General features: G+C 57.8%; 16 protein-coding genes, 1 tRNA gene and 2 pseudogenes. 10 read left to right on the top strand and 9 right to left on the bottom strand.

Annotation, left to right across the window (positions count from 1 at the left end; genetic code table 11):
* Window positions 1–39 precede the first annotated feature (39 nt).
* Complete coding sequence (locus WYS_RS16300) at window positions 40–207, bottom strand: hypothetical protein (RefSeq protein WP_019176848.1); 168 nt, start codon at window positions 205–207, stop codon at window positions 40–42.
* A 91-nt stretch (window positions 208–298) separates the two neighbouring features.
* Window positions 299–493, bottom strand: coding sequence for a hypothetical protein (locus WYS_RS03870; protein ID WP_026068774.1), 195 nt, complete (start codon window positions 491–493; stop codon window positions 299–301).
* 111 nt (window positions 494–604) lie between these two features.
* On the opposite strand from WYS_RS03870, the gene rpe reads away from it, so the two are divergent.
* The 4 genes from rpe to ileS all read left to right on the top strand — a co-directional run bounded on the left by rpe (window position 605) and on the right by ileS (window position 7,000).
* A complete protein-coding gene (rpe, locus tag WYS_RS03865; RefSeq protein ID WP_019176846.1) occupies window positions 605–1,261 on the top strand; it encodes a ribulose-phosphate 3-epimerase in 657 nt (218 codons plus the stop codon).
* 438 nt (window positions 1,262–1,699) lie between these two features.
* The gene (locus WYS_RS03855) at window positions 1,700–1,897 is read left to right on the top strand and encodes a hypothetical protein (RefSeq protein ID WP_019176844.1); all 198 of its coding nucleotides are present in this window, start codon (window positions 1,700–1,702) and stop codon (window positions 1,895–1,897) included.
* Between the two features lie 53 nt (window positions 1,898–1,950).
* Window positions 1,951–3,000 (top strand): flap endonuclease-1, encoded by a 1,050-nt coding sequence (gene fen, locus WYS_RS03850; protein ID WP_019176843.1) that lies wholly within the window; start codon window positions 1,951–1,953, stop codon window positions 2,998–3,000.
* Between the two features lie 94 nt (window positions 3,001–3,094).
* Window positions 3,095–7,000 carry an isoleucine--tRNA ligase gene (gene ileS, locus WYS_RS03845; protein WP_019176842.1) on the top strand — a complete coding sequence of 1,302 codons (3,906 nt, stop codon included), beginning with the start codon at window positions 3,095–3,097 and terminating at the stop codon, window positions 6,998–7,000.
* Window positions 7,001–7,005: 5 nt separating this feature from the next.
* Here ileS and WYS_RS16610 read toward each other — a convergent pair.
* The 3 genes and pseudogenes from WYS_RS16610 to WYS_RS03835 form a co-directional block, all read right to left on the bottom strand.
* Window positions 7,006–7,368, bottom strand: a pseudogene (locus WYS_RS16610) (NUDIX domain-containing protein); the annotation flags it as partial.
* 33 nt (window positions 7,369–7,401) lie between these two features.
* Window positions 7,402–7,779, bottom strand: a pseudogene (locus tag WYS_RS16605) (aconitase X swivel domain-containing protein); the annotation flags it as partial.
* Window positions 7,776–8,939 (bottom strand): aconitase X, encoded by a 1,164-nt coding sequence (locus tag WYS_RS03835; protein ID WP_019176840.1) that lies wholly within the window; start codon window positions 8,937–8,939, stop codon window positions 7,776–7,778. The gene WYS_RS03835 and the pseudogene WYS_RS16605, both read right to left, overlap by 4 nt.
* Before the next feature lie 612 nt (window positions 8,940–9,551).
* Here WYS_RS03835 and WYS_RS03830 point away from each other — a divergent pair.
* From WYS_RS03830 to WYS_RS03805, 6 genes are all read left to right on the top strand, one after another.
* A complete protein-coding gene (locus tag WYS_RS03830) occupies window positions 9,552–12,017 on the top strand; it encodes a hypothetical protein (protein WP_019176839.1) in 2,466 nt (821 codons plus the stop codon).
* Window positions 12,018–12,188: 171 nt separating this feature from the next.
* Window positions 12,189–12,725: a hypothetical protein gene (locus WYS_RS03825; RefSeq protein ID WP_147654414.1), complete on the top strand. Its 537-nt coding sequence runs from the start codon at window positions 12,189–12,191 to the stop codon at window positions 12,723–12,725.
* Window positions 12,700–13,323 (top strand): hypothetical protein, encoded by a 624-nt coding sequence (locus WYS_RS03820; RefSeq protein WP_147654413.1) that lies wholly within the window; start codon window positions 12,700–12,702, stop codon window positions 13,321–13,323. Before WYS_RS03825 ends, WYS_RS03820 begins: the two co-directional genes overlap by 26 nt.
* Window positions 13,324–13,665: 342 nt before the next feature.
* Window positions 13,666–14,337, top strand: a complete 672-nt coding sequence (locus WYS_RS03815; protein WP_019176836.1) for a TetR/AcrR family transcriptional regulator — start codon at window positions 13,666–13,668, stop codon at window positions 14,335–14,337.
* 11 nt (window positions 14,338–14,348) lie between these two features.
* Window positions 14,349–15,959, top strand: coding sequence for an MDR family MFS transporter (locus WYS_RS03810; protein ID WP_019176835.1), 1,611 nt, complete (start codon window positions 14,349–14,351; stop codon window positions 15,957–15,959).
* A gap of 119 nt (window positions 15,960–16,078) precedes the next feature.
* Window positions 16,079–16,861 (top strand): 4Fe-4S double cluster binding domain-containing protein, encoded by a 783-nt coding sequence (locus WYS_RS03805; protein ID WP_049796241.1) that lies wholly within the window; start codon window positions 16,079–16,081, stop codon window positions 16,859–16,861.
* A gap of 321 nt (window positions 16,862–17,182) precedes the next feature.
* Here the strand turns inward: WYS_RS03805 and WYS_RS03800 are convergent.
* From WYS_RS03800 to WYS_RS03785, 4 genes are all read right to left on the bottom strand, one after another.
* A tRNA-Arg gene (locus WYS_RS03800) sits at window positions 17,183–17,278 on the bottom strand.
* A gap of 59 nt (window positions 17,279–17,337) precedes the next feature.
* A complete protein-coding gene (locus WYS_RS03795) occupies window positions 17,338–18,159 on the bottom strand; it encodes a pyrroline-5-carboxylate reductase family protein (protein ID WP_019176833.1) in 822 nt (273 codons plus the stop codon).
* Between the two features lie 188 nt (window positions 18,160–18,347).
* Window positions 18,348–20,084, bottom strand: coding sequence for a molecular chaperone DnaK (gene dnaK / locus WYS_RS03790; protein ID WP_019176832.1), 1,737 nt, complete (start codon window positions 20,082–20,084; stop codon window positions 18,348–18,350).
* Window positions 20,085–20,126: 42 nt separating this feature from the next.
* The gene (locus tag WYS_RS03785; RefSeq protein ID WP_147654412.1) at window positions 20,127–20,843 is read right to left on the bottom strand and encodes a DnaJ domain-containing protein; all 717 of its coding nucleotides are present in this window, start codon (window positions 20,841–20,843) and stop codon (window positions 20,127–20,129) included.
* Window position 20,844 lies beyond the last annotated feature (1 nt).

The raw sequence follows: 20,844 nt of genomic DNA, 5'->3' as shown, positions 1-20,844 counted from the left end.
ATATGGTCCATAATTTTCGGGCGATTAATGGTTTCTGCTTCAGCGGCCCTTCTGCTCCTCGGTCTCCCCGCTCTCTTTCCGCTGTTTGTTGACGGTGGCCGCAGCGATGCGCTCGGCGTCCTCTTCCGAACGCCCGCGCTCCATCTCCGAAACCTTGATCTCCTCGTACTGGCGCTCCCTCTTCTCGCTAACGCTTTTCATGGGCACCGTTGTCCCTCCGGGAGAGCCTTGGAGAGGGCACTATTTGTCAGTTGCCAGAAAAGAACTTAAAGGCTCTCGGCCAGCAGAAAGAGCGGTCTCAGCGCCCCAGGGACTCCAGCTTGCGGTCCACCTTGGTGGCCTTCTTGAACGCCTTGTTGTGTTCCTTGCACACGTGCACCCTTTTAGCGTTCTCGTCAGCGGGCTTCAGACCGGCGCCCTCGCAGGCTTTCTTGGAGTAGGACCTCACCGCAGGCGCGCTGCACCCGTCGATACCACACTTGTCCTCGGGCATGGACTCCCCATCCCTGTTTTCTCCTATAAGACTTTTCTGCATGCCTTCCCAACCGACCGTGCGCCACTATAAAACGAACATTAATTAGCATGTACCTTTTTCCTTCCGCATATGATAAAAGTCGCCCCTTCGATACTGTCGGCCGACTTCAGCAGGCTGGGGGAGGAGGTTCGCCGCGTGGAGAGGGAAGGCGCAGACTGGGTGCACGTCGACGTCATGGACGGTGTTTTCGTCCCCAACATCACCATCGGACCTATGGTCGTCCAGCACCTCCGGCCGCATACCAAGCTCCCCTTCGATGTCCACCTGATGATCAGGGAGCCGGAGAAGTACGTGGAGGATTTTGCCAAGGCCGGGGCCGACTACATCACCATCCATGTGGAAGCGTCGCGTCATGTCTCGGAAACACTGGACCGCATACACGCGCTGGGGAAGAAGGCGGGCCTCTCCCTCAACCCGGAGACCCCGTTCGATCATGTGGTCCCCTATCTTGACAAGGTCGACCTCCTCCTGATAATGACCGTTCACCCCGGCTTCGGGGGACAATCGTTCATGCCCGAGGTGGTGCCCAAGATCGCCTTGGCCCGCGAGTACTTCGATGAGATAGGCAACAAGGCGGAGATCGAGATAGACGGGGGCATCAACTACGACACCGGCAAGCTGTGCGTGAAGGAGGGCGCCACGGCCCTAGCCGCCGGCAGCGCGCTGTTCAAGGCGCCCGACATGGGCAGAGAAATGCAGCGGTGGAAGGCCATGGATCGTGCGTAGAGGCCGGCGCCCCCATTGTATTGGAAAAGTAGGTAGCCGCTCACGAACTCGTTCGTGAGCATGCAGCTGAGCTCGACCATCATCCACCGCGTTCGACCCGCTGACGCGGAGCCTGCCATCGGCTCGCGTGGAGAAGGAGGCGATGTTCCTGCTGGCGTTCAGATCTGCATCGAGCATGAACCCGCACTGAACGCAGCTGAATGCCGTCCCATTCTATCGATCCAAGACACGCCGATGCGCCTCGCTGGCGCGCTGACCGTCTCAACGAGCTCAGCGGCGCGTTCCATAATGTGTCGTGATGGTGCGGAGCATCCTATTGTGCAACGCTATTCTGCTGCTTGCGCTCATCGTTGTCACCTTTGAGAAGGTGGGTTTTCTGGCGATGCTCAACGATACTTATTATAAACACGTCCAATAATTCCCTGTGGTCGCATAAACATGAGGCTGAACCTGAAATTCATGGGAACCAGGTGGTTCCTCCTGCTGATAGTGTTCGTCATCCCGGCCATCCTCCTGGCCATTGCCTTGGCGCTCCACGCCAGCATCTGCATCGTCATGCTGATCCTGGTCTGGGTGCTCCTCGCTCTCATGATGTTCTACCTGCCCCGCTTCCAGGATGAGCCAGAGAAGAAGTGACGGCCCCAGTCTCAAATAATGTTAAATCCATGTCTGCTATTAGTTAGCGTGCCATGGGAGTGAACCTGTCCGACATCGTGCCGGTGGAGCGGAAGAACCTGGAGGACCTCTCCGGGAAGACCTTGGCCATCGACGCGTACAATGCCATATACCAATTCCTCTCGATCATCAGGGGACCGGACGGAACCCCGCTGAAGGATTCCCGGGGCCGGACGACCTCCCAGCTCACCGGGCTACTGTACCGCAACATCAACTTCCTGGAAGCAGGTATCCAGCCGGCCTACGTGTTCGACGGGGTGCCCCACGTGATGAAGTCGCAGACACTGGCGGAGAGGTCGGAACGAAGGAGCCAGGCCCATGAGGAGTGGAAGCGGGCGGTGAGCGAGGGGGACATCGAGAGGGCCCGATGCAAGGCCACCCAGTCCTCCCGGATCAGCAACGAGATCGTGGAGTCGTCGCGCATCCTGCTAACCTACATGGGCATCCCGGTGGTGCAGGCTCCCGAGGAGGGGGAGGCGCAGGCGGCGTACATGTCCCTCAAGGGGGACGTGTGGGCGGCGTCCTCGCAGGACTTCGACTCCCTGTTGTTCGGCGCCCCCAGGCTCGTCAGGAACCTCAACATCACCGGGCGGAGGAAGATGCCCGGCAGCAAAGAGTATCGGGACATCTTCATCGAGATCGTCGAACTCGAAAAGGTGCTGGAGGCCAACGGACTGGTCAGCAGGGAGCAGCTCATCGACCTGTGTATATTGATGGGCACGGACTACAACGAAGGCATCCGGGGCATCGGGCCGAAGAAGGGGCTCAAGCTGATCAAGGAGCACGGCACCCTGGAGAAAGCGCTGGAGTCCATCGGGCAAACGGTCCCGGAACATGAGTGCATCAAGGATATCTTCCTGCGCACCGAGCGCATGGACGGCTACAAGATCGAATGGCGTCCGCCCGACCGCGACAAGATCATCGACTTCATGTGCCGGGAGCACGAGTTCTCGGAGGATCGGGTGAACTCGGCCCTCGACCGCCTGGAAGGAAAGAAGAAACAGCCCAAGAAGGCCGAGGCGGCCATGCCCAAGTCCCAGTCGAGCCTGGACCGATGGGGCTGAGGCGTCCGGGCCTTCGCAGATAGTGGCCAGTACGTTCACCCACACCATTAGGCATTTAAAGGGCGACCATATTACCTGCGTTGGGGACCAAGCGATGATAAAGCAGGTTCAAGCCAACTATAGCCCTCCCGAACTGGAAAAGAGGGTTCAGCAGTTCTGGAACGAGACTGACGCTTACAAGAAGACCAAGGACCTACGGGCCAGCGGGAACGACTACTACTTCGTGGACGGCCCGCCGTACACCACTGGCTACATTCATCTGGGCACGGCCTGGAACAAGACCATCAAGGACACTGTTGTGCGCTTCAAGAGGATGCAGAAGCACAATGTCCGCGACCAGCCAGGCTACGACATGCACGGCCTTCCCATCGAAGTGAAGGTCGAACAGAGCATAGGGATCAAGAGCAAGAAGGACATCGAGGCGTACGGCATCGACCGGTTCGTCTCCACCTGCAAGGACTATGCCCTGGGCATGCAGAAGAAAATGACCGAGCAGTTCAAGGAACTCGGAGTGTGGATGGATTGGGAGAGGCCGTACATGACCATCGCCCCCTCGTACATCGAGGCGGCGTGGTGGACCCTCAAAAAGGCACATGGCCAGGGACTGCTGGTATCATCGAACCGGGTCATCACCTGGTGCCCCCGCTGCGAGACCGCTTTGGCCGAGGCGGAGATCGAATACTGGGAGGAGAAAGATCCCTCCATCTACGTCAAGTTCCCCTTGAAGCAGGAGGCGGGGGTGTCCCTCCTGGTATGGACCACCACCCCGTGGACGCTGCCGGCGAACATGGCCGTGGCGGCGCATCCCGACCTAAAGTATGCCAAGGTGCGCTACCTCCGGAACGGGGGGAAGGAGTCCGACATCGTCATCATCCTCGAGTCCCTCATAGATGCCATAGGCTCGCTGGGCAACTGGGACGAATACGACGTCCTGGAGACCTTCGAGGGCGCCGATCTTGTAGGCAAGGAATACTTCCCGCCGCTGGAGGCGGAGGTCGACTCCCAGCGCCGGATGCAGGGCGCCAACGTGCACAAGGTCATCCCATCCACTACAGTGGAGGCGGACATGACCGGGCTGGTGCACATCGCTCCTGGCCACGGTCCCGAGGACTTCGAGCTGGGCAGGAAGTTCGGCCTGGAGCCGTATTCGCCGATAGACGAAGGCGGAAAGTTCGTCGACGACGTGGGCGAGCGCTACGCCGGGATATTCGTTAAGAAAGCGAACCCCAAGATCATCGAGGACCTCCAGAACAAGGGCCTGATGTTCCACTCCGGGCACATCGAGCACCGCTACGGCCACTGCTGGAGGTGCAATTCCGGCATATTGTACCGCAACACCGACCAGTGGTACCTCAGGGTCACCCAGGTCAAGGACCTCATGCTCGACGAGATCTCCAAGGTGCGCTGGACCCCCGATTGGGCCGGTTCGTCCCGCGAGTACGACTGGACCTCCAACGCCCGCGACTGGTGCATCTCCAGGCAGAGGTACTGGGGCATCCCCCTGCCAGTGTGGCAGTGCAGCTGCGGCGAGATGAAGGTTATCGGCTCGACCGATGAGCTGCAGGGCTGCGAGGGGTATCACCAGGACATGGAGCTGCACCGGCCCTGGATCGACGGCGTCATCCTCAAGTGCGAGAAGTGCGGGGGTGCCATGAAGCGTGTCCCCGACGTCCTGGACGTATGGTTCGACGCCGGGGTGGCCTCCTGGGCCGCTCTGGGCTATCCGCGCAACCAGGCGGAGTTCCAGCGCTGGTGGCCGGCCCGGTTCATCACCGAGGCCCATGACCAGACCAGGGGATGGTTCTATTCGCAGCTCGGCTCTTCGTCCATCGCCTTCGGCCGCGCCCCCTACGAGTCGGTGCTCATGCACGGGTGGATGCTGGACCCTCAGGGCCAGGCCATGCACAAGAGCAAAGGCAATGTCATCGAGCCGGGAAAGGTCATCGCCGAGTACGGCGCCGACGCCATGCGGTTCTACTTCATGCGGGTGTCCGCGCCGTGGGAGGACATTGCCTTCCAGTACGAGGGCGTGAAGAACGCCCGCAAGACCCTCAACATCCTGTGGAACGTGGCCAACTTCGCGTCCACGTACATGTCCATTGACCGGTTCGAGCCGTCCTCGGTCGACGCCAACGCGCTCCGCGACGTCCTGCGCCCCGAGGACCGCTGGCTGATGTCGCGGACCGAGAAGCTGAAGTCAGAGGTCACCAGGAACCTGAACTCCTGCGACCTGCACAAGGCCTGCCGCGCCCTGGAGGAGTTCATCTTGGAGGACATGTCCAGGTGGTACGTCAGGCTCATACGCGATCGCATGTGGTCGGAATCCTCCGACATGGACAAGATCGCGGCGTACAAGACGCTGTACGACGCCATAATGACCACCACCAAGCTGCTCGCTCCCTTCTGCCCGCACATCACCGAAGAGATCTATCAGGCCCTCGACGGCTCGATGGAGACGGTGCACATGTCCGACTGGCCGGTGGTAAACCATTCCCTCATCGACGACCGGCTGGAAGCATCCATGAGGATGATGCAGGAGCTGGTGGAGGACATTACCAAGGAGCGGCAGAAAAAGAACGTGAAGCTCAGATGGCCGCTGAAGCGCATCGTGGTCCGCGCCAATTCGCACGAGGCCGTGGACCTCATAAAGCCCATGGAGGACGTCCTGCTCTCCCAGGGCAACGTCAAGAGGGTGGAGTACATCCCCGTGGGAACGGACTGGGACGAGATGGTGCTGGAGGTCCAGCCCAATCCCAATGCCATCGGAAAGGTGTATCGCCAATGGGCCTCCAAGATCGCTCTGATGCTCAGGAACCGCCCCGCCGAGGACGTGAGGGCGGCCATCGCCAAGGGCGACTACAACCTCGGGATCGAGGGGCAGCTCGTCAAGATAGAACCGAACATGGTGTCGTTCGGAACGACGCTTCCGGACAATGTCATCGGGGTGCAGTTCCCCGGCGGCGAGATGTACATCGACTTCAACGTGGACGAGGAGATCGAGGCGGAGGGCTACGCCCGCGAGCTGATCAGGCGCATCCAGCAGATGAGGAAGGATATGAAGCTGGACGTGGAGGAGTTCGTGCGGGCGGAGGTCTGCGCCCCCGCCACCTTCCAGGAGTACTTCAAGGTGTGGAAGGAGCACATCATGAAGGAGACCAGGACCATGCAGATGGACTTCGTCGAGGAGCCCCAGGGAGAGCACTCGGCCAGCTGGGACGTGGAGAAGCAGAAGGTCGACATCGCCCTGACCTCGCTCCACCTCAAAGAGCGCGTGAAGAACTTCACCGCCATCCCGGGGGTCTCTCAGGAGGGCGCCGTCGCCTTGGTGAAGGCGGGCAAGAAGTGCCCCGAGGACCTCAAGGAGATGGGAGAGCAGCATCTTCTGGCGATCCCGGGGCTGCCCCGGGCGGACGCGCGGAGCATCGTAGTTTTTTTCTCCGGTGAGGGGCCGACCCGGCAGGAGGCGGCCCCCGCTCCCGCCCCGGCGGCAGCGCCCAAACCTGCGCCCAAGGAGGGGCGGGAGGCAGGGAATAAGGCGGCGAACGGCGTGAGCCTGCAGCCGTCCATGATCTACCTGATCAAGGAAGAGAGGAATGACCGCTCCTACGCCCTGTTCGTCGACGCTCTCAGCAAGGGCATGAAGGGCTTCTGTGTGACCAGGGACTATCCCGCCAAGATCAGGACCAAATATAACCTGGGCGACACGCCGATGATCTGGCTGTCGTCGGTGGGCAAGGGGGACAGTCTGCCCCCCAAGGACCTGGAGAAGCTCAACTTCGCGCTGGAGCAGTTCGTGAGCAAGGAGGGTGGGGTCGTTCTCCTGGACGGCCTGGAGTACTTGATCACCAACAACAACTTCCTCACCGTCCTGAGGTTCGTACAGTCGCTCAAGGACCAGGCCGCCGTCAACGGCTCAGTGCTGCTGATGTCCCTGAACCCCTCGACACTGGACGCCCACGAGCTGAACCTGCTGGAGAAAGAGGCTGACGTAACCCTTTGAACTTTTTAAAGCCCCAGGGCGCGCAGCACCCTGTCGAGCCCTGGGACCGTCTCGTATTCTTTTATGTCGCACGGCAGTACCCACCGGTACTCGGTGTGCTCCCAGTCTATCTCGACATCGAGATCATGGGCCTCGAACAGATAGGGGTGGACGTGCCAGATGATGTCCCCATCGCGGACGGTGATACGATCGCCCCGCCGCACCGGCTCGGCGCGATACCCTATCTCCTCGGACAGCTCCTTCTTGGACGTGATGTCGGGGGTCTCGCCATCCTCGACATAGCCGCTAACGCCGGACCAGAAGCCCCGGAAGGTGCCGACCTTGGCGCTCCGCTTAAGGATGAGTATCTTCTCCCGATCCCTGACTATGCAGCTGACCACATGGGTCTCCTTGACCTTTGGCACCTCCACGGTGCCCTCGCTGCCGTCCACCACGACCTCGTCGCCGTCGCGGAGGAGGGAGAGATCGATCCTGTCGACCAGGGGAACGCCCGACATCACCGCCCCGGTGGCCACGATGGGCTCCGCCAGCGAGTTGATGATCGCCTTCGGCAGCGTGCCCTGCCTCTTCATCTCCATGAAAACGTAGGAGCCCACGGTGCTGCCCTTCCCCCGCGGGAAGGCGAATACCCGGTCCTTGACGGACCTTCCGCCCATGGACGGGTCGCTGAGGGCCCCGCTCGCCGGGTTCACCCCGCCGAGGAAGCTCACCGGATCATGGCTGAGGACCAGCGTCCCCTCGCCCCGGCCCTTGGATATCCCGCGCCCCTTGAAGATCATGATATCAGCTCCAGCAGGCCGTCGGTGTCCCGGAACACAACCTTCTGCGAGCATAGAGTGGGCAGGTAGTTGCAGGCCTTCGCCGAGTTGGTGGCGGTGGTCTTGAACCTCTCCTCTATCGGGGCGACGATCATACAGGTATCGCACACGATGTTGCCGAAGCGGGACAGCACCTCCACCTCCTTCGGGCACTTCGCAGCGGTGCACCGGGAGGTGCAGAACCACACCTCGGCGTCCCCGCGGCGCTTCCGGCCCTTGAGCTTGGACGCCAAGGAGCGCATCTCCTCCACCGAGAGATGAGGGCATCCCAGAGCTATTAGTTCAGGATCGTTGCCGGTGTTGAGCTTGTTGCGCGCCGCTTCCAGCTCCCTCTTTCCGATGGCGATGTGTTCCAGGCCCTTTATGGATCGGGGGTCCGCTTCCGGGGTCACCCCTTCGATGTGGAACAGCGCCACCGAGCCGGCCGCAGCCATTGCGGCGGCTAGCATCTTAGCCCGGTCCGTGTCGGGGCGGATCCCCCTGAAGTACGGGATGCGGCTCCCCACCACCGAACCGACGGCCTGGCCGAGCAGCGAGTGGTCCGGGTCCTCCACCTCCACGTCGATGACCACCGACGGCTTCCTGTTCTCGTCCAGGTGCAGGCCGTACTCGGGGGTCTTGCCGACGATGGCCGCCGCGAGCGCCCCGGGACCGCCTTCGCGGTTGGTCCTCGCCCCCACCATGGAGTTGGCGAACGACAACGCGCTCGATTCCGCCCACGCCAGCGTATCCCCCTTCCTGGGGATGTTAGTGCTGAGGAAGGGGGTGCATGAACAGTCCGCGGTAACGCCCAGGGCCTCGTAGCACTCTATGATGTGCTGTTGGCGGTCGGCGAACCGGGGGGAGATGCCCATCTCCTTCCACTTCTCGCGGTCCATGCCCGCAGGGTTGAGAGTAGTAGGGACCTTGACCTTGGCGTCGACGGCCAGCTCTTCCAGGAAGGAAATGCCGCCCTCGGCGATGGTCTTGTACGAGACCCCTGACAAGTGGGCAGAGGATATCGGGATGAGCCTTGGGGCCTCGAATATGTCGCCCAGTGCGACCAGCAGCTCCATCGCTTTCCTGGACCCCTCTCCCTTCTCGCCCGAGAGCAGCGCTTCCTCATCCTTGGTCAGGTACATGGACGCGGCCACTTACACCATCGTTCGATAAATACCCTTTCCCGAGAGCGCTCTCGGAACATCGTTGCTGGCGTCGACAGAGCGCAGAGCATCTGCCCGTGCGGGCACAGTAAGACAAAATATATTTGTAACATATTGAACTATAATAACTGATATAACGTTATTATAAATATATAATTAAAAGGGCTGAGGAGGTCCATGAGCCAATTCGACGATGCGTCTCGAAATGACGCCCGTGAGAGGCGCACGAATGCGGTCAAAACCCTATCCATGTATCGTCCTCCCCGGACCATCGCTGCCGGTGCTGCAGCGAGTGGCGCCCTGAGCCGCCGTGAACCGAGCATCAGGATGATGATTACGAACCGCAGGGCTGGCCATTGTCAAATAGCACGCGCATATCCGAACGGGCCTGGCCAAGGACCTGTCGCTAGCTCGATCAGAAGCAGCATCGCTGATTGGAACCGCTGTGCACAACCTCCGCATTCTGTGCACACCGTATGCGCTGCTCGAAGCGGCTGTGCATATAATCATATTTATTGTGTACACCAGATATATAATGCGCCAGAGGTTCATCTCTTCAAATCATTTAATAAAAATCAGGAGAATGAATGAATGAAAAATGGAAACAGAATATTGAGCTTCCTAATGGCGTGCATGATGGTGGGCGCGGCGTTCACCATTTTCGCACCTGGTATTAGCGCAGCTCCTATTCAGAATCAGTTAGGAAATGTGAATGTAGGGGAGGTCGTGACCCTTTCCGACAATACTGCCCAGAGCGGCGAAACCCTGAATGTCTATATAGATCAAGTAGGTCCGTCTGATGAAAACTATGTTGCGACCATAAAGGCAGATGTGAACGGGCGCTACACCTACTCGATCGAGGTTCCAATTCGCGAATATGGGCCGATTTCGTTCATAGTTGCGGATGCGGGCAGTGGAGCGATTTTGGAACAATGGGATGGGACGGTCGTACCGCATCTCACCGTCGAGCCGACGGAGGGAGCGCCTTATTCGGTAAGCGAAAAAACCGTTACACTCACCGGTACTGGGTACAAGATCGGTGAAAGGGTTGACTTTAAGCTTACACGTGCCGATGGCTCAACTTCAATCGGTTCGGCCACCCCTCAGCCCAACGACAAGGGGAGTGTTTCAATAACCTTTGAAGTCCCAGACATCTGGGAGGGCACCTATGAATTGAATGGTACTCAGAACATTCAGGGAAGTACCATTAGCGCCACGGCTTCGTTCGATGTAAAACCCGGTGTCAGCATAGAGCCAGGTACGTTCAAGGCCGGTAAGGCAGGAATTTTGACGGTAAACGGTGCCGGCTTTACACAGAACGGAGAGGTCCTAGCGAACTCTATCGAGTTCAGGAACGGCACTACTGTGGTCAATACAATTCATGAGCGCACCGACATCAACCCCCAGTTTGGCAACTTTACTATCGAAGACGTGAGTGTGGCAGGGTTCCCTGTCGGAGGAGTGTATGAAGTATGGATCAAATACAACAAAGACCTACCTTCCGGCACATCGGAGCTGAAATATGAATGCGTTGGCACATATTATGTAGGTCTCTGGATAGAGGCGACCCCCATATCCGTCAATGTCGGAGCGGACGTAACGGTGACCGGGCACGGCTTTGATAGAGGCGTTAGTGTAGACATTAAGCTCGATGGGGTGCTTCAGAAAACGGTCGTCACTGGTGCTTCTGGATCCTTCATAGCGACTTTCACTATGGGGAATGCGGAGGTTGGTCAACATACCATAACAGCGACCGCTGCGTCTGGCGATAGCGCATCGACCACAATTACCGTTGGCTCATACATCTCGATCGATCAAACCAGCGGCACCGTTGGTCCGACGACCACCTTTGAGACCATTGACAATGTGATCGTGGCCCAGGGTAGCACCTATGGCTCCCTCGGAACGCAGGTGACTGTTAGTGGAAACGGTTTCGCCGCGAACTCGAAGGTGAATGTGACGGTCTCCGCCTCCACCCCAGGCATATCATGGGGGCCGTACCGTGTCGTGCATAACTTCTCGGTGAGCGATGAGGGCGCGTTCGTAGTGTCGTTTATATTCCCCACCGCGCCCAACGGTACATACACTATAACTGCCGATGACTCGATAGCGGTGTCGACCTCGGAGTTCACGGTAATGCCGGGCATTGCTATAGCTCCGTCAATAGTGATCGGTCCCTCCGTGGAAACCATCGTGGCGACCGGATATCCCCAGCAAACATATGGGGTAGATGCCCTCTTGATCGACGGTACCGATGCATTATTCGGGACGAACAATCATTTTACGGTTTGGAGTTTCGACAGCAATGGTACACTGGTCTCGCAATGGAATGTAGTGGCCAAGCCAGGTTTCGTACTGCCAATCCTGGAGACCGGCACGTACAATATAGAACTGGTTGCCGGAGGGCTCAGCGCATCGCAGGACGTCATCGTCTTGAACAACCTTGCCGACCTGGGTAAGATGATAGGTGACCTCGGGACCGATCTGACCGCGCTACTGGAAGCACTGGACGCCAAGATCGTTGACATCAACGGCCTGGAGGCGACCATCCAGACCGCCCTGGGACCGATTGAGAGCAGCCTTGAGGACCTTGACGCCAAGATCGTCGGTGTCAACGATAATCTGGAGCTCTCTGTCGAGACCATCTTGGGAACTATCGAGATGAGCTTCGAGGACCTTGACGCCAAGATCGTTGACATCAACGGCCTGGAGGCGACCATCCAGACCGCTCTGGGACCGATTGAGAGCAGCCTTGAGGACCTTGACGCCAAGATCGTTGCTGTTGACGGTAAGCTGGTGGAGATCAAGACCGCCATCGGCACAATAGACGGAGAGATAAGTTCCATCGAGAACGGTGTCGCGACCATCAAGACCGACATCGGCACGATGAAGACTAACATTTCGACCATCTATGGCCAGACATCCGACATAGCTGCTGGAGAGACAGAGGTCACCATAGACGCTACGCCTGCATGGATCGCCGCGATCATGGCCGTGATCGCAGCCATATCATCCATCGTTTGCGTAGTGATCTTTACCAGAAAGCTGGCTGGATGAAACACTTGGGGGGACCGCCCCCTATTTTCTTTTTATAAAAGTATTTTTTTCATATCCAGACTGAACAAGAACGCGGAAATCATACACTACACTATTGACCGGGTGATTGGACTGACAGAAGGGAAGATTAGAAGGAAGACTTTCGCAGCGCGCGAAGACCTGATCGATCAGATGAGCAGGATCGCGAAACAAAGGGGATTCACGCTGTATGATTACGTCAACGATCTGTTCAAGGCAGCCATTCAAGCAGAAGAGGATGGTATGAACCTCCAAATCCTTATCGAGAAGCGGGAGCTGGTGAGCAGGGCCAAAAAGGCTGGGTTCATACTTTGTCCGGAGCGCCTATGGTATGACATGATTGAGCTCGGATATAGCAGCAATAAGAACAAAGCCATCGAACGCTGGTCCGAAGCGGGGACACTATTGGCCAAGCGTTATGCATCCAATGGCGCTGCCGACCCCATAATGTCGATAATAGCGGACTATGAGGACTTCGCTTGGCACGTTCCCCCCATGATCGCGGAGAGGACGTCTGGAGAATTGTCCGTGAATGTGTCGGTGTCAAAAATTTCCGAGAGCCATACCATCCTGTACGGGAAGTTTTTGGAGGGAATCCTGAACGCCTATGGATATAATAAGATAGAGAGCGATATCACGGCAGGTAATATATGCCTGAGAGCGATTGAAGAGGGGGAAGATGGGGAATAATATGGACAGCAGCAAGGGGAAAAGGCTCATCTACGTTTCGGAAGATATTCTTCAAAAAATGGAGACTGCGGCGAAGAAAGAGGGCATGTCGGTCGGCCGGTTTCTGCAAGAAGCATTGACCGGGATCATCAAAGCGAACGATCTAGGATGCACTCCGAGTAAGCTAAAAGAGATGCTTCAGATCCTTCAGACACAGAGAAATTTTGGAGAAGTGATCGTCCCTAGATCCATCTTTGTACAGTTTATGGACTTGGTCGTGGACGATCAAGAAAGGGAGAAACTGCTGGAGCAATGGTATGAGTGCGGAAGATGGCACGGAACGTACATAAACAGGACTTTCGACGACCCCTTGACCGTATTCAAGCTATTTCTGGAATCGATGGGATGGGACCTGAACGAAGTCGAGGTCAAAGAAGAGAAAGGCAGCATAATGCTGATATGCATTTCAGGGACCATATCTTCGAAAGAGACCGAGATGTTGAGCAAGTTCATCGAGGGCGCCCTTAATGGTATGGACCACAGCATCGAGAAGAAGGACATCATGACTGGGATGATAATCCTGGAATGTACCAACGAACGACTGATCGTGTCTGTATAATAGAAAAAGCTGAGGGGATCAACTGGTCGACATGAGCAGTGGCGACACGCGCCGTAGTAGCTCTCCCCCTTGGCTAAAGGGGTGCGGAAGCGCCTTCAAACGATCTCACGGAATGCCTTCACGAGAGCGTACTTGATGAGATCGCCTGATAGTTGGCACTACTTGCTTTTGAGGATTTGAAATTGGCCGGATTGATTCTTACGCTCCATCCCCCTTCGGGGCCCGAGACAGGTTCCTGACCGCCGGAGCATGGGATCTCGCCAGCCGTTACCATCTATTTATGCAATCAGTTTGTACTAGCACAAATAATATATAGTGAAATATGCTGACCGACCGTCAGTCGTGATTACCGTGGTTAAGAGCAACAAGAAGCCAGCAGAAAGAAGGAACGAGTTCATCACCATCTCCGAGGAGCTGTTCTTGGAGAAGGGGTTCGAGAACACCACGGTCGACGACATCGTAGGCCGGATGGGCGTAGCGAAGGGGCTGTTCTACTATTACTTTGATTCTAAAGAGGACCTTTTGATGACCATATCGGAGCGCCTCGTCGACGAGGTGCTGTCGTCAATATCCGCGGCGATGGAGAAGAAGGGGCTCACCGCCGTCGAGCGGTTCATGGTGCTCCTTCCGGCAAATTCAGATATTAGCTCACGTTCCCGGACCCTCATCGCCTACTTCCACAAGGAGCGGAACCGGGCGTTCCACCACCTGATGGAGAAGCGCGGCAGGGAGTTCATGGTGCCCGCGATCGAGCAGATAATCATCCAGGGGGTCGAAGAGGGCGTCTTCAGCGTGAAATATCCACGAGAGACCTCCGTCGCCCTGGAGGCAGTGATGAGCGCAATGACGGAGATTTTCCGCCAGAACCCCCAGCCGAGAGCGCCCGATCGTGAGGCCGAGATAGCCTTGGACCTCATGGAGAGGATCCTGGGAGCTAAGCCTGGATCGTTGGACGCGATCAGAGAGTCCTTTGCTCCGGCATGTAGCCGGAGGGCTGCAAATTGCCAGAATTAAACGGTGCAAATATGTTCGGAAGAAAGAATAAGAACAAAGCCGTAGACCAGAAGGACGGCGCAACGGACAGCAACTACACCAAGAGCCGTACCCGCACCTTCATAATGTTGGGCCTTGGGCTCGGCATGCTACTGGCAAGTCTGGACCAGACCATTGTCGGCACTGCCATGCCCAAGATCGTCGCCGAGCTTGGCGGCATGAGCCTGTTCTCGTGGCTGGTCACCGCATTCATGCTCGCGGAGACCATAACCATACCGATCGCCGGCAAGATGTCGGACCGAATCGGCAGAAAACCCGTGTTCCTGGCCGGCATGCTGGTATTCCTGGCCGGTTCGATCCTGGCAGGTCTGTCAACATCGATGGAGTTCCTGATCCTCACCAGGTTCATCCAGGGACTGGGCGGCGGCGCTATGATGCCAGTGTCCATGGCCGCGGTGGCGGACCTGTACGCTCCGGAGGAAAGGGGCAAGATCCAAGGATTGCTGGGAGCTATATTCGCCATATCCAGCATCATCGGCCCGTTCATCGGCGGATTTATCGTCGACCACATGGACTGGCGCTGGGTATTCTACGTGAACATCCCGGTAGGCATAGCGGCCATCGCCGTTACCTCGCTGAGGTTCCCCAAGTTCATTAACGACAACCCTCAGCCCGTCGACTATCTTGGCATGGTCACACTAATGGCCTGTCTGGCCCCGGCGCTCCTGGTGGTGACCTGGGGAGGCAGCACCTACGCCTGGGACAGCGTGGAGATAATCGGCATGAGCGTGATCGCGGTCGTCTCCCTGATAGCTTTCATACTGGTGGAGAGGAAGGCCAAGGACCCCCTCCTGCCGCTGGGGCTGTTCAAGGAGCCCATATTCACCTTGGGCAGCGCGAGCCTCGTGATCATAGCCTTCGGGATGTTCGGCGTTATCACATTCCTGCCCCTGTTCCTGCAGGCGGTCATAGGGATGAGTGCCACCAACAGCGGGGAGAGCCTGATCCCTCTGATGCTCGGCTCGATGCTCACCACCGTACCCAGCGGGTTCCTGCTGAAGCGCACCGGCTACAAGCCCTGGCTTATCGCGGGACCGCCCATCGCCGCGCTAGGCCTGTTCCTGCTGTCCACGCTGCACGCCGGTAGCTCGCAGGTGGAGGCCATGGCGTACCTGGTCATCGTCGGCGCCGGCATGGGCTGCGTGATGTCCAACGTCATCGTGGCCGCGCAGAACGTCATGCCCAAGAAGGACATGGGCGTGGTCTCCTCATCGATGAGCCTGTTCAGGAGCATCGGCGGGACCGTCGGCGTGACCATCCTCGGGACCATCGTCAACCACCGCATGGTGGACGAACTCAACAGGAACCTCTCTGCGGAGGCCATAGCCGCGCTGCCGACCACTGATGTCTCCCAGCTGGGGAACCTGCTGATGTCGCCTGGTGCGGCCGCAATACCAGAGCCGATCTTAGAGATCATTCGAATGGCCTTGAGCGACAGCATCACCTACATGTTCTTCATAGGGGCGATCATCACGATCCTCGCGCTGGTCACCAGCGTGTTCATCAGGAGCGTCCCCCTGAAGAGCGTGGAGGAGTATCACGAGATCACCCCTCCCAAGGGCGACGATGCGGTCGGCGAGTAAAACCCTTTTCAACCCCTTTCCCATTCTTTGCATTAGAGGATCGAGCTCGCCGACAATCGGCGGGATCCTTGAAATCTTATATACAGCACGGGAGCGATATCCTTCCGCAGGCGAAGCACATGTCATCGTTGAAAGAGGATATCCGGAAGATCGCGGCGGAAAGCGGCTTCCAGCTGTTCGGCGTATCTGACCTCGAGAGACTGGAGTCCGCTCCATTCCCCGATGGGCGAGGGCTCATGAGGCCGTCCGAGGTCATGAAGGACGCCCGCTCCGCCATCGTCATGGGCATGGTCATCTGGGACGAGGCCATGAACTCGGCCGTGGCGGCCGCCAGCGCGGGGGACTTCAGCGGCGGTGCCACCGACTACCTGAACCTGTACTATGAGGTCCTGGAGACCCGGGGATGGCGCTTCGTCGAGCGGGCCAGGAAGGAACTGGGAATCAGTGCCATGCCGACACACACTGTGCAAGCGAAGATCGCGGCGACGCTGGCGGGGCTGGGGTTCATAGGCCACAACACCCAGGTCGTCACTCCTCAGTACGGGCCGCGGGTCCGGTGGCTGGTCGTTCTCACCGATGCCGATCTCGAACCGGACCAACCGTTCGCGAAGGACCTGTGCGCCGAGCAGCCGCTTTGCCAGAAGGCGTCGCTGTGCGTCAGATCATGCCCATATCAGGCCATCGTTCCGGGGCCGTCGCAGGGCATGGAGCCGGGGAAGAAGGTCGACTATGCGAAGTGCGTGGTGTCGCACGAAATGGATAGGGACATCACGCCAGCGCACCTGAAGCACATCAGGCAAATCACCGAGCGCGGGTTCATGGAGTGCACCATCTGCAACCTCGCGTGCCCATACGGCAAGCCGGTGGACGAGGTTGTGAAAAAGAAGAGGGGACTGGCATAGATTGGTATCTTAGATGTAAGATATATTTATCTACCATTGAGATATATTTAAGGCCATTATGCTATCTGAAGGATGCAGATAAGTCCCAGGTGATGATATATGCGCTGAGCGGTGAACTCCGCAAGGCTCCGCCTAGGGTCTGAGATTATATTCACAAATCATTCATAGACGCATCCTGTCAATTTATCTTCCAATATATCTGCATAGGGGATCGGACCTCTCGATCATTTGAAAGACCGAACCGGCGATGAAACGTGAACTTGAAATAATCGAAAGAATGCCGCTGGAGCAATAAGGTTGACATCCAGAATATTGTAAAAGCGGGCCTGTCGGGATTCGAACCCGAGTCTGAGGCTTTCCCTGGACCGTGGAGGTCCACCGGAGGCCTCGGTGATATCCAAGCTACACTACAAGCCCATGGCTCAGATAGAGAAGGGACTAATAAAGTTTGTCGAACATGTGGCCATGCCACGAGGTCAGGCGTCGAACTGCCTGCGGACGGCTTCCTTGGCCCGCTCGTGCCGCTCCCCGGTCTCGCGGAACAGCCGGTCAATGACGTGGGGCATCTCCGCTTCGAGCACATCGACGCCCTGCTCAGTGATACCGCCCGGCGTGGCCACCTTGCTCACCAGAGTGGCCGCGTCAAGCTTTTGGGCCTCCATCAGCCCGGCGGTGGCGAAGAGCGTCTCCGTCGCGAGCTCGACCGCTTCCTCGCGCCCGATCCCGCCGCTTCTGCACGCGCCTTCGGCGAACAGCTCGATGAACGCCGCGACGTAGGCCGGGGCACTGCTGGTGAGGTCCCCGGCCACCTCGAACCGGCCTTCGGGGATCTCCTTCACCACGCTCACCCTCCCGAAAAGCGAGCGGACCGCCGCCTTGTCCGGTTCGCGCACCTTGTCATTGTGGCAGACCAGCGTGACGCCGCGGCCCACCTCCATAGTGATCGGGGGCATCACCTTGGTGGCCTTGCCCGAGAAGATCGATCCTATATCCTTCAATGTAACGCCGTCGTTGACAGAGATGACGTGCGCGTCCGGTCGGAGGTCCCCGGCGATCTCGTCCAGGACGGCCCTGACCTCATCGCTGCGGACGCTGAGCAGCAGGACATCGCTCTCCCTCGCGGCGTGCTTATTGGAATCGGTGGCCTCGATGCCGGGGAAGGACCCCCGGATCTCGTCCCTCGCCTCCTTCCTGCGGGAGGCAACGATGGCCTGGCTCGGCGCCAGCGCCCCCGAGGACAGGAAGCTCCTCACCATAGTGCTGCCCATGTTACCGTAGCCGATGAACCCGACCTTCATGCTCGTCGCCCTTGGTAGAGAATCCGTTGATATAATATGGCGGGAAGGGGCGAACCTGCCGAAAACTTGCTGCGCTGCGCTTATGCCGTTCCTGCGCGTAAACCTCCGCTGCAAAGCGAGCCTATTTTCTTTTCCATGGCAAGCTGTTCATCATCATGCCGTCTTGTAATGGCTAACGTGCATATGGATCAATTTTCATCGCCGTTCCTATATGGTCCCATGGCGGTCTCCAACGCATCGCACGCCGACATTACCTCATCCGGGTTCTTGCTCCCCAAGGCCTTTTTCGCAGTTTTTATCGGTCCGCTCAGCGCTTCCTTCATCGCTTTATAGGCTTGCTTATCCTTGCTTTTTGCCTGGTTTTCTAATTCGTCAGCCTGTCCCAGCAGCCTTTGCAGTTGTCCGCGCGCCTCGGTTGCCTGACGGAACTTATCGTCATCGGCAGCATACTGCTGGGCGTCCCGAATCGCGTTCTGAATATCCTCATCGCTCATATTGGAGGACGATTCGATAGTGATGTCCTGGGCCCTTCCGGTTTTCAGGTCCTTTGCGGCAACATGTACGATGCCGTTGACATCGATGGTGAAAGTCACCTCGATCTGAGGCACCCCCGCCATTGCCTTTTGGATTCCCTTGAGCCTGAACTTGCCCAACGTCTTATTCTGGCTGGCCCGCGGGCGCTCGCCCTGCAGTACATGGACCTCAACTGAAGGCTGAAAGTTGGCCGCCGTGGTGAACACTTGGCTTTTGGATATGGGGATCGTGGTGTTGCGCTCGATCACATGAGTGCAAACATCGCCCACGGTCTCAATGCCAAGAGACAGCGGCGTCACGTCCAGAAGAAGTAGCCCGTTGACCTCGCCGATCATAACGCCGCCCTGCAACGCTGCTCCCATGGCGACGCACTCGTCGGGGTCGATCCCTTTGAAGCCGTCCTTGCCGGTAATGTTTTTCACCTGCTCCTGTACGGCGGGCATGCGCGTGGCGCCGCCTACCAGCAGGACCTTGCCGATGTTGTCCTTTGAGATATGCGCGTCGCCCATAGCCTGCTGCACCGGTGCGGCCATGGCTTTCACCAGATGGGCGGTCAATTCGTCAAACTTGGCCCGTGAAAGGGTAAGGTTCAGATGCAGAGGTGTCCCTTTGGATTCGGAGAGATAAGGTAGACTGATAGTAGCATTTTTGGCGGAAGACAGTTCTTTTTTTGCCTGCTCGGCAGCCTCTCTCAAACGAATCATTGCGGTAAGCTGCCCGGACAGGTTCACCCGGTGTTCCCTTTCGAATTCAGCTACAAGCCATTCCACGATGCAGGCGTCAAAATCATCACCGCCTAAACGGTTGTTCCCCGCCGTGGCGACCACCTCGATCACGCCGTCCTTAATATCTAGCACCGACACATCAAAGGTGCCGCCTCCGAGATCGAACACCAGCACCTTCCGGTTTTCCTCTTTATCCGCACCATATGCCAGTGCCGCAGCCGTGGGCTCGTTGATGATGCGCCGCACCTCCAGCCCGGCAATAGTGCCAGCATCCTTGGTTGCCTGACGCTGGGCATCGGTAAAATAGGCGGGAACTGTGATTACTGCCTCGTTCACCGCCTCGCCAAGATATGCCTCCGCATCTTTTTTCAACTTGCCCAGCACCATGGCCGATATCTCCGGCGGGGTGAAGGTCTTCCCATCAATTTTTATCTCGTAGGCAGACCCCATCTCCCGTTTGATGGAAGTAATTGTACGTTCTGCGTTGGCTACTGCCTGCCGCACCGCTGCCTGCCCCACCAGGCGCTGACCGCTTTGTGCAAAGGCGACCACAGACGGTGTGGTGCGGCCTCCCTCGGCACTTGGTATGATGACTGCCTTTCCGCCCTCCATGACCGCCACGCAGGAATTGGTGGTGCCAAGATCGATCCCGATAATTTTTCCCATATTGTGAGTCCTCCACTATTGTGGTGCACAGCGATGTACGCTTCAGCAGCCCTCATGGCAGCAAAATATGCAAGCCATCTGTGCAAGCATGACCTGCAGAATGCTGCGGCCCATTTTCTGCATGTTGAATCCTTGATTTTGCCCGTTCTGTTGGTATGTAAAGCTGCCCTGCTGGAACTGGTTCAACAGCTGCTGGTACTCTGAATTGTTCGGCTCCATCCGCACTGCATCTTTTGCGTGATTGAGCGCCGTGACCCGGTTGCCGACCCCGGCATTGACAACGGCGCTAAGGTAATACCATTCAGCGTCACGCTCCGATATTTGTGAGAGTATGCGCAGAGCGGTCTGATACTGGCGAACCTGAACATAGCTGCGGGCCTGCCGGATTGTGGGAGGACCGGCTTGACCGTTGGTTTGCTGTTGCCACGCGTTTCCAAAGATATCTCCGAAAATATCTCCGAAGCCCCCAAAATCAAACCCGCCAAAGGGATCGTTGCCCCGGTAGGTATAGCCCCCGCCAGGCTGTGTATGCTGCTGGGGTCCGTAGCTTCCGTCGGGCCGCTCGTATGAAGTTCCACCGGTTTTCTGTGTTTTGATCTGCTCGTAGGCCGCATTTATCTCACGCATCTTTTTTTCAGCGGCTTTATCCCCCGGGTTCAGGTCCGGATGGTATTTTTTGGCCAGCCTACGATAGGTTTTCGTAACTTCCTCCTCTGACGCGGAGGAACTTAGGCCCAGCACATTGTATGGGTCGTCCATC

Origin of the sequence: Methanomassiliicoccus luminyensis B10 (genome assembly GCF_000308215.1) — an archaeon.
GTDB lineage: Archaea > Thermoplasmatota > Thermoplasmata > Methanomassiliicoccales > Methanomassiliicoccaceae > Methanomassiliicoccus > Methanomassiliicoccus luminyensis.
Note: the sequence above shows the minus strand (reverse complement) of the source record. Positions and strands in the feature narration are given on the sequence as shown.

What these genes read in the sequence shown, in the direction of transcription:
- WYS_RS03870 (WP_026068774.1), bottom strand. Translation starts at nt 493, where the DNA reads ATGCCCGAGGACAAGTGTGGTATCGACGGGTGCAGCGCGCCTGCGGTG.
- rpe (WP_019176846.1), top strand. Translation starts at nt 605, where the DNA reads ATGATAAAAGTCGCCCCTTCGATACTGTCGGCCGACTTCAGCAGGCTG.
- WYS_RS03855 (WP_019176844.1), top strand. Translation starts at nt 1,700, where the DNA reads ATGAGGCTGAACCTGAAATTCATGGGAACCAGGTGGTTCCTCCTGCTG.
- fen (WP_019176843.1), top strand. Translation starts at nt 1,951, where the DNA reads ATGGGAGTGAACCTGTCCGACATCGTGCCGGTGGAGCGGAAGAACCTG.
- ileS (WP_019176842.1), top strand. Translation starts at nt 3,095, where the DNA reads ATGATAAAGCAGGTTCAAGCCAACTATAGCCCTCCCGAACTGGAAAAG.
- WYS_RS03835 (WP_019176840.1), bottom strand. Translation starts at nt 8,939, where the DNA reads ATGTACCTGACCAAGGATGAGGAAGCGCTGCTCTCGGGCGAGAAGGGA.
- WYS_RS03830 (WP_019176839.1), top strand. Translation starts at nt 9,552, where the DNA reads ATGAAAAATGGAAACAGAATATTGAGCTTCCTAATGGCGTGCATGATG.
- WYS_RS03825 (WP_147654414.1), top strand. Translation starts at nt 12,189, where the DNA reads ATGAGCAGGATCGCGAAACAAAGGGGATTCACGCTGTATGATTACGTC.
- WYS_RS03810 (WP_019176835.1), top strand. Translation starts at nt 14,349, where the DNA reads ATGTTCGGAAGAAAGAATAAGAACAAAGCCGTAGACCAGAAGGACGGC.
- WYS_RS03805 (WP_049796241.1), top strand. Translation starts at nt 16,079, where the DNA reads ATGTCATCGTTGAAAGAGGATATCCGGAAGATCGCGGCGGAAAGCGGC.
- WYS_RS03795 (WP_019176833.1), bottom strand. Translation starts at nt 18,159, where the DNA reads ATGAAGGTCGGGTTCATCGGCTACGGTAACATGGGCAGCACTATGGTG.
- dnaK (WP_019176832.1), bottom strand. Translation starts at nt 20,084, where the DNA reads ATGGGAAAAATTATCGGGATCGATCTTGGCACCACCAATTCCTGCGTG.
- WYS_RS03785 (WP_147654412.1), bottom strand. Translation starts at nt 20,843, where the DNA reads ATGGACGACCCATACAATGTGCTGGGCCTAAGTTCCTCCGCGTCAGAG.